This is a genomic window from Microcoleus sp. A003_D6 (assembly GCF_036702825.1).
In the GTDB taxonomy this organism is placed as follows: domain Bacteria; phylum Cyanobacteriota; class Cyanobacteriia; order Cyanobacteriales; family Microcoleaceae; genus Microcoleus.
In genome coordinates this window covers 1-5,509 of record NZ_JAUBWA010000225.1, presented here as the reverse complement: position 1 = coordinate 5,509, position 5,509 = coordinate 1, and the positions used below count along the sequence as shown (strand labels likewise).

Below are 5,509 nucleotides of genomic sequence, written 5' to 3'. Positions count from 1 at the left end.
TATAATGATTCGCTATCGCTCAATTGTTAGCTGGTCGGCATTCATCTCACCGCTAAACCATCGGGGGTACTCGCGGAACTCGATAAATCCCCCGATGGTTTAGCGGGAGCCTTCTGCCGACATTAAGGTAAACCAGTAAATTCGATCGCGCCGAAGCATAATTTACTGGTTTTACTGGTTTCCAGGCTGTGTTACTGGTTTACTGCTTTACTGCTTTACTGCTTTACGGGCTGTGCCTCTTAACCCATGTAAGCGACAAGCGAGCCTCGATCGCGAAAATTAAATTCGAGGCTCGCTTGTCGCTGTTGAGCGTTACTTTCGTTCTTAACGAAAGTAACCAGTAAACGAGTAATAATTGAGGACTAAAAAACTTAGATTTCTTCGTCCAAACCATCTACATCATCTACATCATCTACATCATCTACATCATCTACATCATCTACCTCATCTACCTCAATAGGAGCGACAGAATTAGCAGAAACCAGAGCACCTGTCTCAAGTTTCTTTTTAACTAGCTCCTCAATCTCATTTTTGAAATCGATGTTTTTCTCCATGTGCTGGATCACTTTGTCTCGTCCTTGAGCTATGTTCTCTCCGTTGTAGCTATACCAAGAACCTTTTTTCAGAATTACTCCCATTTCGTCGGCCAAGTCAGTCAGACAGCCTAAAGTAGAAATGCCTTTGCCAAATACAATGTCAAATTCGGCAATGCGGAAAGGCGGAGCAACTTTATTTTTAGCAACTTTAACTTTCGTGCGGTTGCCGTATTCTTCGGTACCTTTTTTCAAGCTTTGAATGCGGCGAATGTCGAGCCGCACGCTGGCGTAGAATTTGAGAGCGTTGCCGCCGGTGGTGGTTTCGGGGTTGCCGTAAGTTATGCCGATTTTCTGCCGCAATTGGTTGAGGAAAATGACGGTACAGCCGGATTTGCCGATGTTGCCGGTGATTTTTCGCAAAGCTTGGCTCATCAAGCGGGCTTGCAAACCCATGTGGGAGTCGCCCATGTCGCCTTCGATTTCGGCGCGGGGGACGAGGGCGGCTACGGAGTCAATTACTACGATATCGACGGCGACGGAACGCACGAGTTGATCGACAATTTCCAGGGCCATTTCGCCGGTATCCGGCTGGGAAACTAAAAGATTTTCAATATCGACGCCTAAAGCTGAGGCGTAGGTGGGATCGAGGGCGTGTTCGGCATCGACGAAGGCTGCGATTCCGCCGGATTTTTGGACTTCGGCGATCGCGTGGAGGGCTAGTGTTGTTTTACCGGAACTTTCCGGGCCGTAAATTTCAATAACTCGGCCTTTTGGCAAACCGCCGCCCAAAGCAATGTCCAGTGTCAAGGCTCCGGTGGGAATGGTTTCTACCCTCATGCGAGTGGAGTCTCCCAATCGGACGATCGCCCCTTTGCCAAAGCTGCGCTCGATTTGGGACAGTACGGAAGTCAGGGCTTTTTGCTTTTCTGAGTTTTCAGGTGCAGTTTTTATAGACGTTTCTTTTTTTGCCATTTTCGGTACGCGGGTAGACCCCTTGCGGAGCGTGTTGATTAACTGTACAACACGTATGTTAGCAGTTATTTTTGGGGTCTGGAGGTTCTGGGAGGATTTGGTTGAAGATTCTTGATTTTGGGGTGGTTCAGCCTGCTCCAGGCTTCAGAAGGCCCATGATGTAGAAGGTATTTAACTGGTTCCCAGGCTCTGTCTGGGAACCGATGTCCAGAGGCTCTGCCTCGAAAAGCTTACATTAAAATTGGAGGCTCTGCCTCCGGATCTGTGTTACCAGGAAGAGCCTGGTAACAAGTAATCGCCACAATTAGGACAAGCATGGCATCTACAACACATCAAGACACATCTAATACCAAAAATTCCCGCTGGCCCATCAGCTTATTGGCGATCGGCATCTTATTAGGTATCGGATTTCGCTTTTTTGAGCTCGATCGCAAACTTTACTGGCATGACGAAGCTTACACCTCAATCCGCGCTGCTGGTTTCACCCGCCAAGAAATCGACGACCAATTATTTCAAAACCGAATTATTCCCGCACCCGAATTGCAAAAATATCAGCAGATTAAACCCGGAAGTACAGAAGCAGACACAATTCGTTCTTTAGCGCTAGAAGACCCGCAGCATCCGCCTTTATACTTTCTCATGGCTCGTTTGTGGATGCAGCAATTTGGCAGTTCTCTAACAGCATCCCGCACTTTGCCAGCACTATTGAGTTTGCTATCTCTGCCTTTGATGTACGCTTTAACTAAAGAACTTTTCGCTTCAAATTTAACTGCTACCTTAGCAACAGCACTTTTGGCTTTATCTCCCTTTGATATCTTGTTTGCTCAGACAGCAAGGCAGTACAGTTTGCTAACAGTCATAGTTATTGGCAGCAGTTGGCTGCTGCTGAGAGCTGTGCGGTTGCGGGATTGGCAAAATTGGGTATCTTATTCGCTGGTGAGCGCCCTTGGTTTCTACACTCACCCTTTCTTCAGTTTAACACTCGCAGGACACGGAGTTTTTGTAATTTCTTACTGGCTGTTTGTCAAAAAAAGAGAGGTGGAAGGTCACGTCACGAATTCGCTATTTTTTTTAGCAGTAACAGCAGCTTTAATATTGTATTTGCCGTGGATTTACGTGCTGGCAACCAACCTGGAACGCGCATCAGCTACGACAGATTGGACGCGAGTATCTCCGGGTTTACTGTATCTTGTCAAATTGTGGACGCTGAGCTTTACAGCCTTATTTTTTGACTTCGACTTCGGGTTTGATAATATCTGGACTTATCTGCTGAGATTACCATTTGTGCTGTTAATTGCGGCTGCCATTTACAAAATCTGCCGCAGGGCTAGCAGTTCCACTTGGCTGTTTATTTTAACATCAATTTTTGTACCTTTTTTGATACTGGCTTTACCGGATATAATTTTGGGTGGCAAACGTTCCGCTGTCAGCCGCTATCTGATTTCGTGCTTTCCGGGAGTGCAGCTAGCAGTTGCTTGCTTGCTCGCCAGTAACGTGAAAACTCAGCAGCGGTTTTGGCAAGTCATTTTAGCCTTGGTGTTTACAGCAAGTATAGCCTCCTGTACGGTGAGCGCTTTTTCTGATACTTGGTGGAGCAAAGACTTGAGCTATTTTAATGCTGAAGTGGCGAAAATTATTAACAAAGAGGCGATAGCTAACCGATCGCTTAAAGATACAATTGTAATTAGCGATCGCGGCAACGATTTTACGAACATGGGAGATTTGCTTTCTCTGAGTTATTTGCTTGACAAAGATGTACGACTGATCCTGATGAGCCAGTCGCCAGAAATCGAGATTCTGAACAAATATTCGGCTCCCCTGGTGTTCCGCCCTTCGGAAAAATTGCGATCGGCACTCAAGCAAAATCAACGCCGCTTAGAGCCTATATTGGAATATGCCAAACTTTTTCGAGTGCGGCGAGCTTCTTAGAGCAATTCTGAAAAGTAGCTGTAGGGACACTCCAAGAGCCCAAGGCGTGTCAACTTAACGTCAAACCTAGTTATAGGCTGCTGTTTGACTATTAAGGCCAGATCCCCCCTAGCCCCCCTTAAGAAGGGGGGGACAGGAAGCCTCTTTAAGTCCCCCTTAAGAAGGGGGATTTAGGGGGATCTGGACTCAGGTAAAAACGAGATTTATCAAGGCTTTCAAGCTTAAGTTGACACCTATGGGCATTGCCGTCTCCGGCGCCGGGATTCGGGACACGGCAAGGCCTAAGTCCCTACTGTTCGTTTTAATAATTGGTATAAGATTTAGAATTGTAGTCAGACAAAAAAACTGTGTCAGTTGTCTCAAGTATTTGGGCTGACACACCCGACATCATCAGCAATAATTATTTGAATACTTAGGATAAAACGCAATGCAAGAGTTAAATAATTCATCTTCCGAATCCGCACAGCAATTTCGCAATCTTCAGACAGAATTACGCGAACGTTGGCAAGCTATCGAAGAATTCGACAGCGGAGATTGTGACATTATTATCATTCCTTCTCTCAGCTTAGATCAGCAAGAAATGCAGAAAGTTGAGGGTGCTTACCACTACGAAGAGCGGCATTTATTTTCATTAATTCGCCTGCGAAATCCCCGCACGCGCTTAATTTACATTACTTCGGAACCGTTGCACCCGATGATTGTGGATTATTACCTGCAATTGCTGCCGGGAATTCCATTTTCGCACGCGCGCGATCGGCTTTTGCTGTTCTGTGCTTACGATGCTTCTGCCAAATCCCTCACCCAGAAAATTTTAGATCGTCCCCGCTTGATGGAGCGCATTCGTCAAGCAGTGCGGCCGACAAAATCTTATATGGTTTGTTATAACTCGACGCCCTTAGAACGGGAGTTATCTGTTAAATTGGGGATTCCTTTGTGGGCGAGCGATCCCGATCTGTTGTATTGGGGAACCAAAAGTGGCAGCAGGCAAATTTTCAAAGAATGTGGCGTGCCTTATCCTGACGGTTCGGAGTTGGTTTGGAATGCGGAAGATTTAGCGGAAGCTACAGCTCTTTTGTGGGAAAGGCAGCCGCATTTGCAGCGGATAGTAATTAAGTTAAATGAAGGTTTTTCGGGGGAAGGAAATGCAATTTTAGACTTGAAGCCGATCGCAGATAAAGCGCCTCAAGAAAGAGTCAAAGCAATTGGCGATCGCTTCCATAATTTGCGCTTTCAATCCACAGGCGAAACCTGGGAAAATTTCAGCAGCCGCATTCCAGAATTAGGGGCAATTGCTGAAGCATTTATCGAAGGAGAAGAAAAGTTCTCGCCCAGCGTTCAAGGCAGAATTGTTCCCAGCGGTGAAGTAGAAATTCTCTCAACTCACGACCAAATTTTAGGAGGCCCAGACGGTCAAATTTTCTTGGGTTGCCGATTTCCGGCGGACGAATCTTATCGAATATCGTTGCAGGAATTGGGATGGAAAGTCGGCCAAAATTTAGCTAAAAAAGGCGCTTTAGAGAGATTTGGAGTTGATTTTCTTGCGGTCAAGCAATCCGATGGGAAATGGGATCTTCAAGCAATAGAAATTAACTTACGGAAAGGAGGCACAACTCATCCGTTTATGGCTTTAAAGCTGTTAACAAACGGTCGGTACGATCGTACTACGGGATTGTTTTACAGTCAGCAGGGCCGTCCGAAATATTATGTTGCTTCGGACAATTTGAAAAAAGAACGCTATCGGGGATTGTTACCGAACGATTTGATGGATATTATTGCTGACAATCAACTGCACTTTGACAGCGGTAAAGAGACGGGCAGTGTGTTTCATTTAATGGGTTGTTTGTCGGAGTTTGGCAAAGTGGGATTGACGAGTATCGGCAATTCGCAGCAAGAAGCTGAGGAGATGTATAACAAAGTTGTGAAAGTTCTCGATCGCGAAACGTCTTACTAAATATGCTGGAATGATATCAATTCCGGTTGTATCGGAATGATTAAACCTCTTGCAAAAATAACTAGGACGGGCAAGATGCCCATCCCACAAAATTTTTTTTCTTGTGGAATGGGCATCTTGC

At 45.8% G+C, this 5,509-nt stretch carries 3 protein-coding genes; 2 read left to right on the top strand and 1 reads right to left on the bottom strand.

What is annotated here, in order from left to right; all coding sequences use genetic code 11:
* Positions 1-371: 371 nt before the first annotated feature.
* Complete coding sequence (recA, locus tag QUB70_RS31435; RefSeq protein ID WP_332985687.1) at positions 372-1,508, bottom strand: recombinase RecA; 1,137 nt, start codon at positions 1,506-1,508, stop codon at positions 372-374.
* A 315-nt stretch (positions 1,509-1,823) separates the two neighbouring features.
* Here recA and QUB70_RS31430 point away from each other — a divergent pair, with 315 nt between their 5' ends.
* Together QUB70_RS31430 and QUB70_RS31425 are read left to right on the top strand one after the other, a co-directional pair.
* A complete protein-coding gene (locus QUB70_RS31430) occupies positions 1,824-3,437 on the top strand; it encodes a glycosyltransferase family 39 protein (protein ID WP_332985686.1) in 1,614 nt (537 codons plus the stop codon).
* A 427-nt stretch (positions 3,438-3,864) separates the two neighbouring features.
* Positions 3,865-5,388: a peptide ligase PGM1-related protein gene (locus tag QUB70_RS31425; RefSeq protein ID WP_332985685.1), complete on the top strand. Its 1,524-nt coding sequence runs from the start codon at positions 3,865-3,867 to the stop codon at positions 5,386-5,388.
* Positions 5,389-5,509 lie beyond the last annotated feature (121 nt).